The sequence below is a fragment of the Cyclobacterium amurskyense genome, from assembly GCF_001050135.1.
Taxonomy (GTDB): domain Bacteria; phylum Bacteroidota; class Bacteroidia; order Cytophagales; family Cyclobacteriaceae; genus Cyclobacterium; species Cyclobacterium amurskyense.
In genome coordinates this window covers 3703532-3721025 of the sequence record NZ_CP012040.1, presented here as the reverse complement: position 1 = coordinate 3721025, position 17494 = coordinate 3703532, and the positions used below count along the sequence as shown (strand labels likewise).

Annotated in this window: 13 protein-coding genes and 1 tRNA gene; 2 read left to right on the top strand and 12 right to left on the bottom strand. The window is 37.3% G+C overall.

The annotated features are described in order from the left end of the window. Positions 1-7: 7 nt before the first annotated feature. A complete protein-coding gene (locus CA2015_RS15365) occupies positions 8-904 on the bottom strand; it encodes a tail fiber protein (protein ID WP_048642692.1) in 897 nt (298 codons plus the stop codon). A gap of 305 nt (positions 905-1209) precedes the next feature. Here CA2015_RS15365 and CA2015_RS15360 point away from each other — a divergent pair, with 305 nt between their 5' ends. Next, entirely contained in the window at positions 1210-3303 is a 2094-nt protein-coding gene (locus CA2015_RS15360; protein WP_157470495.1) for a hybrid sensor histidine kinase/response regulator transcription factor, read from the top strand. Between the two features lie 429 nt (positions 3304-3732). Here CA2015_RS15360 and CA2015_RS15355 read toward each other — a convergent pair whose 3' ends face one another. The 4 genes from CA2015_RS15355 to CA2015_RS15340 all read right to left on the bottom strand — a co-directional run bounded on the left by CA2015_RS15355 (position 3733) and on the right by CA2015_RS15340 (position 8012). Further along, positions 3733-5004, bottom strand: a complete 1272-nt coding sequence (locus CA2015_RS15355; protein WP_157470493.1) for a sialidase family protein — start codon at positions 5002-5004, stop codon at positions 3733-3735. Between the two features lie 104 nt (positions 5005-5108). Continuing rightward, positions 5109-5181: transfer RNA gene (locus tag CA2015_RS15350), tRNA-Thr, on the bottom strand. Positions 5182-5328: 147 nt separating this feature from the next. Then, on the bottom strand, positions 5329-7383 hold the full coding sequence (locus tag CA2015_RS15345; RefSeq protein WP_084011803.1) for a DUF349 domain-containing protein: 2055 nt from the start codon (positions 7381-7383) through the stop codon (positions 5329-5331). Positions 7384-7442: 59 nt separating this feature from the next. Beyond that, complete coding sequence (locus CA2015_RS15340; protein ID WP_048642689.1) at positions 7443-8012, bottom strand: YqgE/AlgH family protein; 570 nt, start codon at positions 8010-8012, stop codon at positions 7443-7445. A gap of 98 nt (positions 8013-8110) precedes the next feature. Between CA2015_RS15340 and pdxH the strand changes: the two genes are divergently transcribed. Beyond that, complete coding sequence (gene pdxH, locus CA2015_RS15335) at positions 8111-8749, top strand: pyridoxamine 5'-phosphate oxidase (RefSeq protein ID WP_048642688.1); 639 nt, start codon at positions 8111-8113, stop codon at positions 8747-8749. Between the two features lie 326 nt (positions 8750-9075). On the opposite strand, the gene bshB1 is transcribed toward pdxH, so the two are convergent. The 7 genes from bshB1 to CA2015_RS15300 all read right to left on the bottom strand — a co-directional run bounded on the left by bshB1 (position 9076) and on the right by CA2015_RS15300 (position 17339). Beyond that, positions 9076-9792: a bacillithiol biosynthesis deacetylase BshB1 gene (bshB1, locus tag CA2015_RS15330; RefSeq protein ID WP_048642687.1), complete on the bottom strand. Its 717-nt coding sequence runs from the start codon at positions 9790-9792 to the stop codon at positions 9076-9078. Between the two features lie 30 nt (positions 9793-9822). Continuing rightward, positions 9823-10857: a peptidoglycan DD-metalloendopeptidase family protein gene (locus CA2015_RS15325; protein WP_048642686.1), complete on the bottom strand. Its 1035-nt coding sequence runs from the start codon at positions 10855-10857 to the stop codon at positions 9823-9825. Between the two features lie 12 nt (positions 10858-10869). Continuing rightward, a complete protein-coding gene (gene trxB / locus CA2015_RS15320; protein ID WP_048642685.1) occupies positions 10870-11808 on the bottom strand; it encodes a thioredoxin-disulfide reductase in 939 nt (312 codons plus the stop codon). Between the two features lie 157 nt (positions 11809-11965). Then, complete coding sequence (locus CA2015_RS15315; protein ID WP_014021150.1) at positions 11966-12829, bottom strand: sigma-70 family RNA polymerase sigma factor; 864 nt, start codon at positions 12827-12829, stop codon at positions 11966-11968. A 101-nt stretch (positions 12830-12930) separates the two neighbouring features. Then, positions 12931-15066: a polyribonucleotide nucleotidyltransferase gene (pnp, locus tag CA2015_RS15310; RefSeq protein ID WP_048642684.1), complete on the bottom strand. Its 2136-nt coding sequence runs from the start codon at positions 15064-15066 to the stop codon at positions 12931-12933. Between the two features lie 101 nt (positions 15067-15167). Next, on the bottom strand, positions 15168-15443 hold the full coding sequence (gene rpsO, locus CA2015_RS15305; protein WP_048642683.1) for a 30S ribosomal protein S15: 276 nt from the start codon (positions 15441-15443) through the stop codon (positions 15168-15170). A 63-nt stretch (positions 15444-15506) separates the two neighbouring features. Next, positions 15507-17339, bottom strand: coding sequence for an LptF/LptG family permease (locus CA2015_RS15300; RefSeq protein ID WP_048642682.1), 1833 nt, complete (start codon positions 17337-17339; stop codon positions 15507-15509). Positions 17340-17494: the final 155 nt, after the last annotated feature.

Below are 17494 nucleotides of genomic sequence, written 5' to 3'. Positions count from 1 at the left end.
CCTGAAATTATAATTTGATGATGTAGTTCACCCCATAGTTTATAGGACGAGATTCAGTTCCTTCAGACGACGTATTTCCGGAAACAGCATGGGTATGTATCCCACTTAAATCGGTTTTTACTGTAGATACCCCTCCATCCTGGGCTTGTATATTAAACGCTGTTGAACCGCTATTACCATCATTAACAAACTTCCTGTTCATTAACTTTAAGGGATGTGAGTGTTCACCATTATTAGAAGTAGTTAAATCCACGCTGTGCTGGTGCGCCATATTAGAATCTTGCTGTGTGGAATTTATACCACCATCCCTGCTATTATCGGCAAACTGGGCATCAGCGTTGACCCCTACCCCTCTTAAAAACATAGCCCTCAAATCTGGTGCATTGGTACTCCCCAATAAAGCAATGAGATTTTCAGCCCCATTGATATTTGTTAGGGACTGTCCATCGCACAGCACCCAACCAATTGGAGCTGTAGACCCAACAAAAGGCATGATAGACCCGGTCGGCACCCCGTTATTAGCTGCTATTGCATAAGGAACATGCTTTAATTTTTCCTCTGACACAAGAACATTCCCCTCTGTGATTTTTAAATAGATTTGCTGATTAGCAAATATGGAATTATTGGTAGCAGCAGGACTTATAACATGGGAAAATACGCCAAAAGCATCGGTATTTAGGCTTACTGTTTCTGGAGCCCCTACTTCAACTTTAGCATTTCCATTATTGCTATCTAAATAATAAAACTCGAAAGTAAGGGAAATTTGGGCATCTGCTTTAGCCGTATTATTGTCATCTCTTGCAATACCTTGTATTGCTATATCAGCCATTTCAGCAGAAGTCTGTGCCAAAGAAAAAGAACAAGAGAATACTATTAATATAATGAGAATAAGTTGAGTTTTCATGGTAATTGTTTTAATAAAGACATTCAAGACAAAAGAGAACTATCAACCCTCCTTTCTAATTTTAAACCAAATATTATTAGGTATATATAAGCAGTAAAATGGAAATAACGTACCTAAAAGTAAATCAGGTAAAGGTCAAAAATCAATCAAACAGAATCACTAACAGGTCAATTTGGATAATCAACCGGTCTAATTAACCTTTATGGAGGTTTGGTATTGATTTATTGCGGTCAAATCGGCTGGAAAAATTTTATAATATCTATTTTTAAATGGAAAATGGTCAATAACTTAACACCTAAATACAATTGAATACAATTCGACAACATTGGGTAAACCTTTATAAAGCAATTTCATTGATCGGGTTTGATCCTGACAAACCTAGAGAAAAACAAAAGCAAATAAAGCTCTTGAATATCTTTTGTGGATTTTGGATATTAATCGAAATGGCTTCAATCATTGCTGAAATTTTTGAACCCAATAAGCCCCCTGTTTATATCTTTACCCATCTAGCCAATTTTGCAGGCATTTCACTTGTATTGTACCTTCAGTGGATAAACCGAAATAAAATGGCAACTGCCCTATTTTTTTTCTTGGTATACTTTAGCAATTTTATGTTCTCCAATTTCATTATATCCGGTAAAATGTTAGAAGCCGGATACCTTTTAGCTCCTGCCTTTGTTCTCTTGTTTACCAACAATCGTTTTTATATTTTTTCCTCATTTGTATTGTCCCTAGTTCTTTTTATAATACCCAATATTTATTTTCTCCATTACCCACAAAATTATTTCGGCCCTGATCGTTTCATCTTCATGGTTTTCGCAATCGTATTTGTTTTGGTTTACTATTTCAAACAAGAAAATCTTAAAAGTGAACTTGCATTAGAAATAGAGCGGAAAAATATAGCAGATATTAATGAGCAGCAGTCGCAGTTTTTTATCAATGTCTCTCATGAGGTTCGTACCCCTTTGACACTTATCAAAGGTCAAATCAATAAACTTAAAAAATACAACTCCGAATTAAATGATGCTCAAATACAGTCCATCGTGGCCCAGCTCAATAACCAAGCTGATAAAATAAAAAAATTAGTAGATGATGTAATCGATTTAGCCAAAATGCAGGGTACTAATTTCAGCATGAGCTTACATCCAATAAACTTGACTGATTTATTGAAGAAAATAGCTACTTCTTTTGAACCTTTATTTAAGCAAAAGCAAATAACATTTAAGGTAAATCCAAGTACCTCACCAAAATTTGTTTTGGGTGATAAGCTATATCTGGAACGGGCACTTAATAACATTCTATTGAATGCCTTAAAATATACGGAAAAGAAAGGGAAAGTGACCCTATTCTTAAAGGAAAACCAAACCTCAATAATCATTGGTGTGGAGGATGATGGCATAGGTATAGAAAAGAATGATTTAGAATTAATATTTAATCGATTTTATCAATCAAACAACTCTTTCAATAAATCAGGTGGAAGTGGTGTTGGACTGGCTTTCAGCAAAGAGATAATTACAAAAATTGGAGGAACAATTAGAGTTTCCAGCAAACCTTCAGTTGGGAGCACTTTTGTTATTCACCTTCCTAAGGTTGAGAGAATCAAGAAAGTAAATAGGGTTGAGAATAGCGAAATAAGCAAACTTGAGCTATTGGAACGTTTTTCTTCTACTAATAAAAAAGTTAAAATTTTATTGGTCGATGATGCTTATGATATGCGACTCTACCTTAAAGATTTACTATGTAAATACGAATGCCTGGAAGCCGAGGATGGCCATGAAGCCTTGAAAATAATAAAGAGTCAAGCCGTAGATTTTATCATTACAGATTATATGATGCCAAATATGAATGGATTAGAATTCATTTCAAAACTTAAATCAATACAACATTCTGCTCCAATTTTGATGCTTACTGCGAGGGCAGATAACCAAATCAAATTATCTACTTTAAGACTTGGTATCGACGATTATTTACTTAAACCTTTTGAAGAGGAAGAATTGATCATACGGATAAATAATGCATTAATAAATAACAACAAACGTACAAGGTATCAACTGGAGCAAAAAATAGACCCCTCCCAAAATGATTCTAACAATTGGATTGATAAATTACAGGCATATATTTTTGAACAATCCGGGAAAAGTAAAATCAATCAAACTGATCTTGCCGAGCATTTTAATCTTTCATCAAGTTCTTTATTTAGAAAAATAAAAAGTGAAACAGGTTTATCCCCTAATGAACTTATAACAGAAGTTAAATTACAGAAAGCTAAAATGCTACTAGAAAATAGGCAGGTTCACTCCTTAAAACAACTTGTTCTCGAGGTTGGATTTAAACATTCTTCCTATTTTTCAAAAAAATACTACGAGCGATTTGGCAGCAAGCCTAATTTTAAATTCTAGCAAGTGGCTTTGAACGATAAAAGAAAAATCAACTAAGTACCTAACCAATGGAACTAGGTTTTGGTCAAAGTAATGTAAAAAATACAAGAGATTATTTTCCTGATCACTCCCTTTTTCTTCTTACAGCTGAATTAGATTTTAACTAAATCGACATCAAAATCAGCCAAAGAGTTGAAGAAATATCATTTGCTTATCGTTGAAAGTCTAACAATCCACCGAGTTGATTCAGTTTTCAATGTTATATGGATAAACATTAATGGGTAATTTTATGATACTTAAAACACTTACAAACACCGTTTAATTCACTACTTGTATTGTAGTTACTAATTACTTTGGGTTTGTATTTATTAAAAAATTTTGTTCTTATCATCTCATAATAAATAGTAGTAGGAAACTCTACAATTCTCTTAGTATTAATTAAATCTTTGATTATTGTTTTGAATTCAAATTTGGACGCTTCCATAGGATTCGGGCTGTGAAAACACTATTGTCAGCAGCTACATTTTCTTCTCCTCTCATATATTCAGCAACAGTGATCCAAGTCTCAGCTGGATTGACTTCCATTATGCCAAAATTACCTAGAGCTACACCTCGGTTAGGTACCACTATGCGCTCTGAATCACGAATTACCCCAAGTTTTTCCGAATCCACCTCTGCCATAAAAAGAGGTGCCCTATGGCGAAAAACCTCATCATTATCTGCCCCTCGTCTGGTGTACACCAAGTATAAGGCATCACTATGCCTTACCCAATGTTGCTGGGTGTTATAACTCCCCAAAACAGACTCATCGTCAAATGTCCATTCCTTAAGAGAACTAAAATGCAATCCATCTTTGCTCTTAGCAACATAAGCACTTTTGTCACTACGCATGGTTAGATAATATTCTCCCTTAAAAGAGGTGATGGATGGTTCATAGACCCCCCTACCCTGTTTAAGTATTAATTCATCACCATGTTCTTTATAAATTAAATTTTCACCATCGAAGGTACATCGCACTATTGTGCTGCTAAAACCAAAATCATCACTTTTCATTAAACTACCAATACTGAATGCTTTATCCGGATTAGTCATTGCTGCAGAATACTGTTGCTCAGTTATTTTAAAATAAAATATAGGCAAGAGAATATCTCCATGGGGAAATTCCAACCACTGAGCACTCCCTGCTGCAGGTGACATTAAAAGCATTCCATCATGGTCCAACTCCGGAAGTTTCAAGAATTTGGGAAGACTCCATTGTTCGGTTTCCGGATCAAAACAGGCATACACCACCTTTTTTTTCCAACCGTCATGTGTCCTTTCGTTAGAATAAAAGGGAGAGGTACCTATATTTAAAACCTTATTTGTATAGGAATGCCATTGAGGCCACATATCCACTACAGATCGATAGCCACTATCTTGTTCAATTATTGTCAATGAAGGTATTGCTTCAGGCTCAGACCAGGTTTGGCCCAAATCCTCACTTATCACTTGATACAAGTCATGATAAACATCTGAGCCCTCTTTGAGTGTTTGGGACATAGTGGTAAGCACCTTTGGCTTATCGGAGGGTATTACAGCAGAGCGTGCATGTGTCCAAGTGTATTCTTTTTCTTTTCCCTTTGTAATGGATTCTAGCACAACTGAGTAACTTTCATTTTCAGTAATCTTTCCACTTTTACAACCAATGAGCAAGAAGGTGGTAAAGAAAAGTATAAACTTCATGACATTTTTTAACATTTGCTTATTGTATTAGTGTATAATGAATAAATAGAAAGCAAACAAAAAAGCCCATACAAGATGTTTCTTGTATGGGCTTCAAAATAAAGAGCCTCCTGTCGGGATCGAACCAACGACCTACTGATTACAAGTCAGTTGCTCTACCAGCTGAGCTAAGGAGGCTTCTATATAAAAACACTCTTTTAAAAGTGGTATCAGGAAGACTTTTTCCCTGATTGCGAGTGCAAATATAGTTTTATACTCCTATGAAATCAAAATTTTTGAGAATAATTTTCTAACAAAAATCCTATTTTACTCATAGTGAAGCAATTAAAATTCACGAATAATTGAAAGCTTCTTCTTTAATTTATCCACTTCTTGCTCTGCCTTGTCGATCTTCTCCTCAAATTGATCTTTTAGCTTATCAGCAGTTTTAGAGGCAGCAAAAAACTCAAGGTTATTCCTCCATAAGGTAATGTTGTTTTCCAAGTCTGTGATTTGTCTACGAATTCCGTGTTCTTTTTTGTTAAGGACTTTATTGCTATTTGGATCCGCTTGAAGCTTGTTGAGGTTCAACCTGAACAAAAAGTCGTCCTTGCTTTCACCTTCCAACTCTAATTTAGATACATATTCATTTACCGCATTGTTGAATTTGGCTGAAATGTCTTTCATGCTCTTTCTAGGCACAAATCCAATTTCGTTGAATTGTTGAATTAGTTTTTCAAGGTTCTCAGCACTTGTCTGGCTTTCGTCCTTAGCAGCATCCGAAATCTCTTGACAAACTTTCTCTTTCTCTACGAGATTGTCTTCAAATGCTTTATTGGTTTCCTTATTGGCAGTCCTCCTACTTTCAAAGAAAGTGTCGCATGCCTTTTTAAAACGGTTGTAAAGATCATCTCTAAACTTCTCAGGCATTGGACCGAGTTCTTTCCACTCTTTTTGCAGTTGAATTAACTCATTGGAAGTGTTTTTCCAGTCGGTGCTCTCCAAATAAGACTCAGCTTTTTCTATAAGCTTCTCCGCCTTTTCTTTATTTTGCTGCCTTATTTCATCAAGCTCCTTAAAGAAGAGGTTCTTGTGGTGGAAAAACTGCTTAAAGAGCCCCCAAAATGTTTTATTGATGTCCTTACCAGCCTCTCTTGGAACCGGACCTATAAGTTCCCACTCTTTTTGCAAAGCAAGAATCTCTTTTGTCTTCGTGTTCCAGTCTCTGATTTTTTCGGCTTTGAAGGATTTAAAAGTATCTAGCTTTTCAATAAGCTTTTCTTTTAAAACCTGATTGGCTTTAAATACTTCTCTTTGACTGTCATAATAAGCTTTCCGCTTATTGTAAACCGCATCAGAAGCACTTTTAAACCTTTGCCACAGCGCTTCTTGCTCATCTCTTGGCACAGGCCCTATATGTTTAAATTCCTCATGAAGATCATTGAGGTTTTTAATTGCTTCTTTCACATCTTCAACCTCTGACAATGCTTCAGCCTTTTGGCAAAGATCCAGTTTACTGTCAAGGTTCTTTTTCCTATCTAGTTCTTTTAATTCGAAGTAAATACTTCGATTATCATAAAAACGGTCCATAAGGGCATTATAAGACGCCCAAAGGTTTTTATTCTGACTGTGTGGAACAGGACCAATTTTCTTCCACTCATCCTGGATTTTTTTAATAGTCTCGATGCTATTGGTAGTTTCTTCTCCATCTACTATAGCTCTCAATTGATCCAAAATCAGGTTTTTATCATTGGCATTCTTTTCTTTCGAACGCTCTAGGTCTTTAAACTGCTGGTGTTTTTTCTCTTTAAACAATTGGTAAGAAGCAAAAAACTCCTTGTCTTCATCTGTCCCTCTATAGACAAATCCATCCTTCTCTCCTCCTTCACTCAAAAATTGTTCAAGGGCTTGTTCTTGTTCCTTGGAGAAAAATTCGTCGTATTGGTTTTTTATTTCTTGTACCAACCCATCTCTACGAACGAAATGTTGTTCATTCACAAAGTCCTTTAGGGTTTTTATAAGTTGTGCTTTGGTAAAATTATGGAAATCGAATTCCTCTTCCTCCTCCTCGTTTTCATCTGAACTATCTTTATTGCCTACAGCCACTTCTGCATCGGACTCAGATTCCGTGGTTTCAGCAGAAGATGCCACTTCCACAGACTCTCCTTCGTCTTGAGAAGCTTTGCCCTCTTCTTTTTCCTCCGGAACTTCATTTGACGGGGCCGCATCTGTGTTTACCACATCCACACTTTCCTTGTCAGTTGTTGAGTTTTCGTCCGTAGCATCGTTAGTAGTTTCTCCCTGTATTTCGGTAGATGCTTCTTCTCCTGATTTTTGGCTTTTGGCCAATTCTTCAGTAACCTTGTCTGCATTTTCAGACATTTCTTTATCCTTATCCATAATATTTATTGTATTCCTGCGTAATTCAAACCATACTAAACAAAAGTAGCAATTTTGAGCTAATTAAGTCTTGGGTCAATCGGATAATTTGCCAATACTTGGAAATCACCCCCCATATTCTTTAAAATAATCCTCCATAAATCATCTGGAGCTACTGTAAATATGTTTTTAGCATGGCTATTATCACAAACAATCCATGTATTTTCTAATAATTCGTCTTTTAATTGTCCTTTTTCCCAACCTGAATAACCTAAGAAAAATCGGAAATCGGAAATATCTACCAAACCTAATTTGTGTTTACCAATCAATTCCTTAAAATCTCCACCCCACCAAAGCTTCTCTCCTAAGGCTACACTATCTTCCAATTGTTGTTCTCCATGATAAATAAAATGAAGGGTATTTTGCTCTACTGGACCTCCTACATAAACTTCCTTATCTAAAAACTCATGTCCCTCTAAAAGCTCCTCTAATTTAAATATAGACAACTTATTCAATACCAAACCAAAGGAACCCATTTCATTATTTTCACACAATAGAACTACTGACCTGACAAAATTTTCATCCTGCAGGAACGGTTCAGAAATCAACAAACTCCCTGATTGTGGAGCTAATTTGGACATATCATCCATCAAAAACTATTTATATGAGGCATTAATATAAAGCAAAAATATTTAAAACCAATATATTTGCATTCCAAACTTAAATTTCCGTACCAAATCCTAATAAAATGAAATTAGCAGACATAAGAATAGAATATTCTTCTAAGAAATTGAATTTAAATGAGATAAATTCAGACCCTTTGGAACAATTCAAGGTATGGTTATCGGAAGCAATTACAGCACAGGTCAATGAACCTACTGCAATGCACCTTAGCACAATTAATGAAAATGGAAGTCCATCTGGAAGAATTGTCTTATTGAAAGGTGCAGACAATGGTTTCGTCTTTTACACCAACTATTCCAGCAATAAAGGACAGCAACTTATAAAAAATCCTGTAGCCTCCCTGACTTTTTTCTGGCCAGAATTAGAAAGACAAGTGAGAATAGAAGGTACCGTTGCTAAAACTTCTGCGGAGGAGTCTGACAAATACTTCAAAAGCCGACCGGAACAAAGTCAAATAGGCGCTTGGACCAGTCCTCAAAGTGAAGTTATTCCGAATCGCGCCTATTTGGAAGAACGTCAGCGTCAATTTGAGATGAAATTTAAAACGGAACCAATTATTCGACCAGAAAACTGGGGTGGTTTTCTACTTACTCCTACTTCGATAGAGTTTTGGCAAGGAAGGCCAGCTCGACTTCACGACAGGGTATTGTACCGTCTCAATGAAGCGACTTCAGAATGGTCAATGGAACGACTAGCGCCTTGATAAGGCTTCCTTCAGGACTTGTTTATAACAAAATAAATAAGCTGATACTGAGATATCATTTAAAAATCTGTTCATCCTAGCACTTTTGGCTTGAGGATAACTTGTACAAAAACTTAACCAATCAGCGTGGTAAGCATAGAAAAGGCAGACTCCCTCTCAATAACGACAAAAATATAATTGTATTTTTGGCGACATTGTTGTGATTTCCCGCAGCAATGTCGCCAAAATAATGGTTTAGATAAAACCCAACTTTTCAAGTTATTTCATCCTGATCAAGAGATCAAAAATCAAGAAACCTCAGGAAGTAATGGGGCTAGACCACTGTACTAAATAAGGTCAAATAGATTTTTAACTCCTGCTACTCTTTCTACAGTAAAACCCTCTCCATATTTCACATTAATCTTATGCCCTAGTTCACGGGATCTAGCTTCTATAAAATCAAGAAACTCTGGACTGGAAATAAAACTTTCAGGTTCTTTAGAGTCAGGATTATGGAATTGGGATTTAAATGCCAAAATACTGTTCTTTTTTATTTCCCAATAATCAGAAACATCAACCACCAAGTCTGGCTCAATGTATTCATTTTGAATATAATGATAGACAAATTTTGGTCTCCAAGGTTCTTGCGCTACCCCATCTATTTCGGTTTCCAATTTTCTTAGGCCACTAATAAAGCATGAATGAGAAGCCAGACTGCCTCCTTTACCATGATCAGGGTGTCTATCTCTAATCGCATTGGCAAGTACTATTTCCGGCTGGTATTTTCGTATAACCTTTGCAATGGCTTCCTGATGGGCTAAATCATCTTTGAAATAGATGTCCTTAAAACCTAAATTCTCTCTAGCGTTTAGCCCTAGTATTTTTGCTGAATCATCAGATTCTTGTAAGCGTATCTCAGGTGTGCCGCGAGTCCCCATTTCACCCTGCGTAAGGTCAAGTATACCTACCTTATAACCTTGGGCTCTATGTGAGGCCAAGGTACCGCTACAGGCAAGCTCTATATCATCCGGATGTGCGGCAATAGCCAAAATATCCAATTTCATTTTTCTTATATTGAAATGACTGTAAAGTTATTATTGTATCTGTAATCGTCGCCCAATTTTCAAAATTGTGCTGGTACTGATTCCATTTAATCTGGTTATCTGGCTTACCCTGACCCCATATCTTCGAGCAATTACAGAAAGATTATCACCACTCCTTATCCTATGGAAAACGGCTTCCCTCATCTTGATTTCATGATCAAAACTTTGCGCGGTGATGTTGTAAGTAGGAGCTTTAATTCTTCCAATATCAAAATCGAAAATTTCGATCGGGTTTATTGAAAGTCCCTGGTAACGAATTTCAAAATGAAGGTGGGGACCGGTACTCCTACCTGTACTTCCTCCCAATCCAATAATATCTCCAGCGCTAACTTCCTGACCCACTTTCACTTCTTTCTTAGAAAGATGACCATACAGAGTTTCGAGACCATTTCTATGTCTTACCACTACATAATGTCCATACCCATACCTATCATAGGATGTGATGCGAACTATCCCATCGAATACTGATCTAACCGGGTCACCTACATTCAATTTCAAATCAGTGCCATGGTGCCAGCGGTAACGTCTCATTCCAAAATCAGAATTAATTTTGGTTTTGTCCAAAGGAGCACTCCATCCAGAACCATAGTAGGAATTGTACAAATTCACAGGTATGGTGTCTTTAAAATCTCTGGGATCAAAATCATAACTATTGATTTTATGACTGTCCCAGAGCCCATAATATTCATACGCCGTAATCCAAATACTATCTATCAATACTTTCTCTGCCACTTCTACCATCACATGAGTTGGTGCCCAAATAAAGGTATCAGTGTTTTCACTAACTAATGACAAACGTTTTTTAAGATTGAGATCATCCTTAAAGATCAAGGCGTCCGTAGCTTTTTCCAAGTCATTTCTATATTGGTCGGCATCAAAAAGATCTGCACCTAAGGGAGCCTTAAGCAATTGTTCGACAAAACCATTGTTATTCTGCTTGTCTACTTTTCTATGCTGTGCTGTGATATCAAAAATGATAGACGAACAAAGTAGAAACACGAGGAACCACCGTTCTTTTAGAATCATATGGATTCAGAACTATTCTTGGGAAGCCAAAAACCTTTCTGCATCCAAGGCAGCCATACATCCTGTACCTGCTGCTGTTACGGCTTGTCTGTATTCGTGATCCTGGGCATCTCCACAAGCGAAAATGCCAGGGACATTGGTTTTTGTACTTCCAGGTTTGGTTAGAATGTATCCGTTTTCGTCTGTATCAATCTGATTAACAAAAACAGAAGTATTAGGTTGATGACCAATGGCTACGAAAAAGCCTTCCAGATCCAAATCCCGCTCTTCACCTGATATTCTATTTTTTACCTTGGCTCCAACAACTTCCTCTTCACCAAGGATTTCTACTGTTTCATGATTCCACAGAATTTCTATTTTTGGGTTTTTCATAACCCTATTTTGCATGATTTGAGAAGCTCTTAATTCATCTCTTCTTACAATCATGTATACTTTCTTACAGATATTGGACAAATAACTCGCTTCTTCACAAGCAGTATCTCCACCCCCAACAATTGCAACGTCTTTTCCTCTGAAGAAAAACCCATCACAAACAGCACAAGCTGAAACCCCTTTACCGTTTAGTCTGGTTTCACTTTCAATTCCTAACCACTTGGCAGAGGCTCCAGTAGAAATAATAACAGATTCTGCAAGCAAAGTTTGATTACCATCTACAGTAACTTTAAATGGGCGCTCACTTGCATCCATTTCGGTTACTATACCATACCTCACATCCGTTCCAAAACGTTCCGCTTGTTTCTTAAAGTCCTCCATCATTTGAGGCCCCATAACACCGTCAGGATATCCTGGGTAATTTTCTACATCATTGGTAATGGTAAGCTGACCTCCAGGTTGAATACCTGTATACATTACAGGTGAAAGCCCAGCCCTTGAAGCATAAATAGCTGCAGTATATCCTGCTGGTCCTGATCCAATAATAAGAACCTTTATATTTTCTGTTTCCTGATTCATTGTTTTATTAATTATTCACTTTTATTCGAAAACGAAATTCTTTCGAATATTAACATATTAGAAAAACAAAAAAGTTTACTGACTTGAATATTTTTTTTGAGGGATATAAAAAAAGGGCAAAGCGCCCTTTTTAAATTTTCTACTTTGTCTAAATAACTTATCCCAGATAAGGTTTTAAAGTTTTACTTCTACTGGTATGTCTAAGTCTTCTGATGGCTTTCTCTTTAATCTGCCTAACCCTTTCACGGGTAAGATTAAATTTCTCACCGATCTCTTCAAGCGTCATCGCATGTTCTCCATTCAATCCGAAATACAAAGTAATTACATCGGCTTCCCTTTGGGTAAGCGTAGAAAGTGCTCTTTGTACTTCTTTTCTTAGGGAGTCATTCATCAAGCCATCATCCGGCTTAATTTCCCCATCATTTTCCAAAACGTCAAGCAAACTATTTTCTTCTCCTTGTACAAAAGGAGCATCCATAGAAACATGTCTTCCGGAAATTTTCATGGTATCGACAACTTCCCCTGCGGTAACTTCGAGTACCTCAGCTAGCTCCTCAGGAGAGGGCTCACGCTCAAACTTTTGTTCAAGTTCAGAAAATGTTTTACTGATCTTGTTTAGGGATCCTACCCTGTTTAGCGGAAGTCTTACAATCCTGGATTGTTCGGCCAATGCCTGAAGAATGGACTGACGAATCCACCAAACGGCATAAGAAATAAATTTAAAACCCCTGGTTTCATCAAACCTTTGGGCAGCTTTAATCAAACCAAGGTTACCCTCGTTGATCAAATCACCCAATGACAAACCTTGATTTTGATACTGCTTGGCAACGGAGACAACAAACCTAAGATTGGCTTTGGTTAATTTTTCCAAGGCGAGCTGATCACCTTCTCGGATCCTTTTAGCCAACACCACTTCTTCATCTGCTGTCAATAAATCTACCTTACCTATCTCTTGAAGGTATTTATCCAGAGATTGACTTTCTCTGTTGGTAATCTGTTTACTGATTTTAAGCTGCCTCATTCAATTTTATTGATTATTTTTTTAACGCATTGATAACAGATATTCCCTGAAGAATAGTTCATTTTTTACAATATGACTTATAAATTCAGAGACCTTCCAGCTTACTTGTCCTTTCTTTCTGGTTTAGGCAACAATGCTTTTCTGGACAATTTGTATTTTCCTGTCTTTTTATCTACATCTATAAGCTTAACAGCAATTTCCTCGCCAGATTCTAAAACTCCATCCATAGATTCAAGTCTTTCCCATTTAATCTCGGAAATATGCAACAACCCATCCTTGCCAGGCATGAATTCAACAAATGCACCAAAAGGCATAATGTTTTTCACTTTCCCAGTGTAAGTCTCTCCTATCTCAGGCTGAGCTACAATTGCCTTAAGTCTGGCAATGGCTGCATCCATAGATTCCTGGTTATTAGAGAAGATATTGATTCTTCCCATATTGTCCACTTCCTCTATGATGATGGTAGCTCCTGTATCTTTTTGTATTTCCTGAATCACTTTACCTCCTGGTCCGATTACAGCTCCTATTAGTTCTTTAGGAATCTGCATATTATAAGACCTAGGTGTATGCGGCTTGAATTCAGGTCTTGAAGATGAAAGGGTTTTATTAATTTCATCCAATATATGTAACCTTCCTTTTCTAGCTTGATAAAGCGCCTCTTTGAGTACTTCATAGTCAAGGCCTTCTACTTTAAGGTCCATTTGGCATGCTGTAATTCCTTTGGCTGTACCAGTCACTTTGAAGTCCATATCACCCAAATGATCTTCATCACCCAAGATATCGGACAAAATGGTATAATTGCCGGTTTTTGAATCTGAGATCATACCCATGGCAATACCTGTTACTGGACTTTTGATAGCAATACCTGCATCCATCAGCGCCAATGAACCTGCACATACAGTGGCCATTGAAGAGGAACCATTAGACTCCAAAATATCAGAAACGATACGGATGGTATAAGGGTTGTCTGCTGGGGCTGGCAATACTTTTTTGAGCGCTCTCATGGCAAGATTACCATGACCTACTTCTCTTCTACCTGGTCCACGGTTTGGTTTTACCTCACCTGTACTGAAACCTGGGAAGTTATAATGTAAAAAGAATTTATTGTAACCTGACAATACTGCTCCATCTACCATTTGCTCATCGAGCTTGGTACCTAAGGTACAAGTAGTGATAGATTGAGTTTCACCTCTGGTAAAAACGGCAGATCCATGTGCAGAAGGCAAATAATCAACTACGGACCAAATCGGTCTGATCTCGTCAGGCTGCCTTCCATCCAAACGCTTTTTCTCGTTTAATGTGAAGTTTCTAGCAGCTTCTTTATGAACCTTACTGAAATATCTTCCTATAAGTCGCTCATCATATCCATGATCTTCACCAAGGCTTTCTACAAAACCATCTTTAATGGCTTTCGTTAAGTCTGAACGCACCTGCTTAACAGAAATTTGTCTGCTGACCACCTCATAAAGGCTGTCATACAATTCTGTTTTAATTTTTTCAAATAATGCTTCGTCATTGTCTTCATGACTATAAGCTCTTTTTTCTTCTTTACCAACAAGCTTAGTTAGTTCTTTTTGAACTTTACAATGCCTTTTGATTTCTTCATGGCCAAACTGAAGGGCTTCGACCATTTCATCTTCTGAAACTTCGTCTCCTTCACCTTCTACCATAAGGATAAACTCCTCTGAACCTGCAACGATCAGCTCCAATGAAGCCTTCTCTAAATCGGATGGTTTAGGGTTTATAAAAAGTTCTCCGTCTATTTTAGCAACCCTAACTTCTGAAATAGGTCCATTAAACGGAATGTCTGAAACAGCCAAAGCTGCTGAAGCTGCCAATCCCGCAAGGCAATCTGGCAAAACATCTTCATCGGATGACATCAAGGTGATGCTAATATTGGTGTCAGCATGATAATCATCTGGAAAAATAGGTCTGATAGCCCTATCAACCATTCTACTGATCAATATTTCATAATCAGATAATCTTCCTTCTCGCTTCAAAAATCCTCCAGGTATTTTTCCTGAGGAAGCGAATTTCTCCTGGTAATCAACAGACATAGGTAGAAAGTCTACCCCATCTCCTGCTTCTTTTTTAGTTACTACAGTAGCTAATAAGATAGCTTTGCCCATCTTAATTACGACAGCACCATCAGCCTGCTTGGCCAATGCACCCGTCTCTATGATTATTTCCCTACCATCTTCAAGAGTGATAGTTTTTGAAATTGTATTTGGTAACATATACTTTTGAGTATGTAAAGTGTATAGTTTTAAAAATAAGGCTTAATAACAGAAGGAGGTAAAAAAGTAAGGTTCCTTATAACAAGGAACCCTACATGTAATTATTTACGGATACCAAGATCAGCAATTACATTTCTGTATCTCTCAATATCAATTTTTATCAGGTAATTAAGCAAACGCCTTCTTTTACCTACTAATTTCAACAAACCTTTTCTACTTGAATGGTCTTTTTTGTTGGTCTTCAAGTGTTCAGTCAGGTGCTTGATCCTGTAGGTAAACAGGGCAATTTGTGATTCAGGAGACCCTGTATCAGTTTCTGACTTCAACCGACCATGATTTTGGAATAGTTCTACTTTTTCTTCTTTCGCTAAATACATGCTTAGTCAAATATGATGTTAAAATTTTTAAAACAGAGCCAAAGGTAGCTGTTTTATTTCAATTTATAAAACATCTTCTTTTAACTTTTTTCTTTGGACCTTCTGCTGATAAAATTTCACTACCTTTTCCCAAAAACCTTGATAAAAATCTGGTTCAAATAATCTTGCATCTTTCCTTGCCTGCCTTAAAAAAAACAATCCGAAAGGAATCAAGGCAAGGTTAGAGAAAAAGGTACCGAACACTGGATCTGACAATCCCTCTTTTGCCCACTTTTCACCAGTAATGGTCAGCATGTAATACATTATAAAAAAAATAATGGATAACAATACGGGCATTCCAAGTCCTCCTTTTTTTATAATGGCCCCTAAAGGAGCTCCTATCATAAACATAACAAAGCAAGCCAATGATTGGGTGTATTTCTGGTACCAGGCCACTTTGAAACTTCGATATTGCCGCATCACTTCATTGACTCTGGCTTTATTGGTTGTGAAGTTGTTTTTAATATTCCTGGCTGTAGTCAATCCCACTGAAGCCATGGATGTCCTATATCTTGATGTCAAAAGCAATGAATCCAATCGTTTCTCCTGATCAGCATTGAGTTCTACTAAATCTGGTTGTTCTAATTTTAGGCTACTGCTCTTATTGATCGCCCGCATATCAACCGCTTTACTGCCTGAATTAGACGCTACGTTTCCAAGACTGTCCTTGCCATTGATGGCGGAATCCTTAGTTTTGACAGGTTTGGAAGCTTCATTCTTTTGGGTAACAGAAGCTAAAGAACTATCTGTTTTGGTTTTGAGCGTATCTCCTACAATATTGGCAGGACTAACTGCCCCGGTTGAATCATTTGAAGCCATGGTCTTATTCTGACTATCCGAACCATTCTGCTTCCCATTTTCCTCATTTTCCAATTCCTGCTGGTACTTGAGGTTTTTCAAGGAATCCGTTTCTTGCTTTTTATCTATTATTTCTTGTGGCGGAAGTAGCTTTCTGGTCCTACCAAAATAATTATACGAGGCTTCTGTATTGGCATAATTGAAAAAATACCAATGATTAAGTTCTCTGTCCATAGAATCAAGATCTACTCGAATTTCCCCAATATTCTTAATGGACTTACTATTCGACCAAAGGTTTTCCGGGGTTCTTTTGAGATCAAAAGCGTCCAGATCAAAAACCATTTTATTGGTTTCAAAACTGTTTCTACTGAAAGACTGCGGAATATCTCGCCCCCCTCTTCTTCCAGTTCCTTCCTGATAGCTATTGCCATGAAACAAGGTCAACATGATGTACCTGTCATTGAAGAAGGGTTCCATCCTTCCCGAGTCGGCAGTGATTACATGAAGATTCCCTTGACCTGAGGTATGATCATAGATCAAAACGTCTTTAAGACGAACCTCATCCAACTTTGAATTTACCTTGATGCTATAACCTGGAATGCCATTGTAAAAGACCCCTTCCTTGATATCAAAAGCTGGGGACTTCATCCGGATATCATACAATAAACTAAAAGTCTTAAGGTTTACTCGGGGAACGATAAAATTATTGGACAAAAAGGCCATCACTGTAACAACTGCCACAAACACACCAATGGGCAACATGGTCCTGTTCAATGATATCCCGCTACTTTTTATTGCTGTCAATTCAAAATGCTCTCCTAGGTTACCAAAAGTCATCAGGGAGGAAAGCAATACAGCCAAAGGAAGGGCCATGGGTGAAATACTTACAACGAAATAACCTATCAGTTCCATATAGACCATAAAAGGCAGGTCCTTACCGAATATCTCGTCAAAGTATTTAAGCATATTTACCGTAAGCAAAATAAAATCTACCACGATAAAAGTAAGCAGGAAAGGACTGAGGAATGACCCCAGTACTAGCTTATCTAATTTTTTCATTAATCGCCTTTACTTTTCATTTATTATCACGAAATAGGTCATCGCCATTCTTTTGTGTGTAGAAATTATCCCAAAATCAGTTTGTTGTTGATTTCCCTGAACTTGCCTATCAGTGCCGTAAATAAGCCATCACTGCCCTTGAAGCACCTGCAAAT